This window comes from Nostoc sp. CHAB 5715 (assembly GCF_020829685.1).
Classification (GTDB): domain Bacteria; phylum Cyanobacteriota; class Cyanobacteriia; order Cyanobacteriales; family Nostocaceae; genus Nostoc.
This window is the reverse complement of the sequence record NZ_JAIVFR010001139.1, coordinates 1-2,187: the sequence shown is the minus strand read 5'-3', so window position 1 is coordinate 2,187 and position 2,187 is coordinate 1. Positions and strand designations below refer to the sequence as shown.

Sequence of the window (2,187 nt, the reverse complement as noted above, 5' to 3'; positions counted from 1 at the left end):
GAAGTTCTTATTGATACTATTTACCATTGAGTAAATGCAGCCCACCAGGCCCAGATGTGGCAAGACAAACCCCCAACTTGCCTGTATATTTGGCATAGGCACAAGCCATAAATGCTGCTGCTTCTTCATGCCGCACTTGAATAAAACGGATTTTATCTTGACGCAGGCGCAAAGCTTCCATAATGCCGTTTATACCATCCCCAGGCAATCCAAAGATGGTGTCAACACCCCAATCGTAAATAGTATCAATAAGAACTTCAGCCGCAGTTGTAGCCATAATAAGTTTCTCCTTATATGCATATTGGGCATGGCGCATTAAGTATTTAATGTTTCTTCCCCAGTCCCCAGCGATGTACTGAGCGCAGTCGTTGTGTCCCCAGCATCTGCACCGATAAAACCTATTCCTTTTAAAAAATGTCGCCGCTTTACCTCTAAAGGTAGATGTTTTTGGGCGGCTTCATCATTGTTTTGTCCTACCATTGATTTCTTTTAATTAAAAATACTTATTTTGCTAATTCTGCTCAATAATTATATATTTTAAAATCATTCATAATTAGTAATTAGAGGTTGTTTGAAAAGTCATAGTTTATGTATCAAATATTTTTTTACCCCACCCTAACCCTCCCCTTATAAAGGGGATGTAACTGGATTTTCTGGTTTCCCCCAATACATCGGGGAGCCACTGCGTTGGGCGGCTCTGCCGACTTGAAGCAAGTGGCGTGGGATTAAGGGGGGTGATTAAAATCACAGTCAAACACTTTTCAAACATCCTCTTAAAGTCTTAACTACGAATTACGAATTAGTAACTACTTAAAGGCGTGATTGCGTCTAAAAACTAATTGTTTGTGGCTTGAAACTCGATGCACTATCCCAATAATTAACCTGGTTAATATTCACCTTAAGTAAAGCAATATCGGGTTCGTCCAGTCCTTTAGAAAACCAGGTTTGAAGTTCCGGCTTCCATAGCTCTCGCATCTTGTTGCGGTCTTTCACGAGTTCTGCTGAACCTGAGATAGAAACGTATCGCTGCTGTTCGGGTGACGAAAAACTAATATTTACCTGCTCATAGTGTTCAATCTCAGTCACCTTATGGGAACCAGCATAAGTAAAGAACCAGAGTGCGGCCTCAGAGTTAATCTCACCACTTTTTGACATGGGGTAACTATGTAAACTGCCATCATCATCGACTGTGGTAAACATACCATAATCAATATTTTGGATTAGTTCATGCAGCTTTTTAATCTGTTGATCGCCGTCTGTAGAAGTTGCCATTGTTTGTACTCTTTTCTCTATTTGCTTTTCCTTGACTGTAATTTTTGATTACAATCAGATTTCATGGTGGTAAAGTTATTTTTAATTATTAACCTTTTTTGTTTAAATTGCGTGAGTCTACAGATGGAGTTATCCTAAAATTAGCTTTTTTAGTTATATCTATAGATATATTGGTTGAGAAAAATAGTTGAGTGTTTTTTTATACTGATAAAGCATTCGAGCATTTTGAGAAAGCAAAAGCTGATTTTACTTGCGGAAAACACCAAAATGAGTAAGCAAACTGGGGTTTGAGAAAGCAAAAACTGCTTTTACTTGCGGAAAACACCAAAATGAGTTAGCAAACTAGGGTTTGAGAAAGCAAAAGCTGATTTTACTTGCGGAAAATACCAAAATGAGTAAGCAAACTAGGGTTTGAGAAAGCAAAAGCTGATTTTACTTGCGGAAAACACCAAAATGAGTAAGCAAACTGGGGTTTGAGAAAGCAAAAGCTTCTTTTGAGAAAGCATTTAAGTGTTTTGAGAAAGTGAACAGGCTTTTTGATAAAGCAATTAGCCTTTTTGATAAAGTTAGGACTTACGCACGCTCTACGAATTCTTGGCGTTCTTGGCGTCTTGGCGGTTCGATAAATTAAGCTTTTGGGCGATTTTTGCGTAAGTCCTAAAAGTAATCAGCAAATATACGTGACTATTAAAAATCACGGTCTTGCATCCCGTAGAGAAGGGTACATCGGTTTTTGAATGAAAATATAAAACCAAACAAATTCTGCAACTGTAAAATTTTATATGACAGACTTCTCCCAACTCAAACGCTTTGGTGTCTCTGTTTTACCAGAAGATGCACCAAGTCCATGTACAACCGTCACCCAACCACCAGTTACTCAACCACCCGACGACAGCAGTCCAACTTAGTCAAATA

The 2,187-nt window shown here is 38.5% G+C and carries 4 protein-coding genes; 1 reads left to right on the top strand and 3 read right to left on the bottom strand.

The features are described from left to right. Positions 1-16: 16 nt before the first annotated feature. From LC574_RS36910 to LC574_RS36900, 3 genes are all read right to left on the bottom strand, one after another. On the bottom strand, positions 17-277 hold the full coding sequence (locus LC574_RS36910; protein WP_229458591.1) for a thiamine pyrophosphate-binding protein: 261 nt from the start codon (positions 275-277) through the stop codon (positions 17-19). Between the two features lie 38 nt (positions 278-315). After that, complete coding sequence (locus LC574_RS36905) at positions 316-480, bottom strand: hypothetical protein (protein WP_229458589.1); 165 nt, start codon at positions 478-480, stop codon at positions 316-318. A 348-nt stretch (positions 481-828) separates the two neighbouring features. Next, positions 829-1,272: a pyridoxamine 5'-phosphate oxidase family protein gene (locus LC574_RS36900; RefSeq protein WP_229458587.1), complete on the bottom strand. Its 444-nt coding sequence runs from the start codon at positions 1,270-1,272 to the stop codon at positions 829-831. A gap of 782 nt (positions 1,273-2,054) precedes the next feature. Between LC574_RS36900 and LC574_RS38420 the strand changes: the two genes are divergently transcribed. Further along, on the top strand, positions 2,055-2,180 hold the full coding sequence (locus LC574_RS38420) for a hypothetical protein (RefSeq protein WP_267871813.1): 126 nt from the start codon (positions 2,055-2,057) through the stop codon (positions 2,178-2,180). The last annotated feature ends 7 nt before the right edge of the window (positions 2,181-2,187 follow it).

What these genes read in the sequence shown, in the direction of transcription:
- LC574_RS36910 (WP_229458591.1), bottom strand. Translation starts at nt 277, where the DNA reads ATGGCTACAACTGCGGCTGAAGTTCTTATTGATACTATTTACGATTGG.
- LC574_RS36905 (WP_229458589.1), bottom strand. Translation starts at nt 480, where the DNA reads ATGGTAGGACAAAACAATGATGAAGCCGCCCAAAAACATCTACCTTTA.
- LC574_RS36900 (WP_229458587.1), bottom strand. Translation starts at nt 1,272, where the DNA reads ATGGCAACTTCTACAGACGGCGATCAACAGATTAAAAAGCTGCATGAA.
- LC574_RS38420 (WP_267871813.1), top strand. Translation starts at nt 2,055, where the DNA reads ATGACAGACTTCTCCCAACTCAAACGCTTTGGTGTCTCTGTTTTACCA.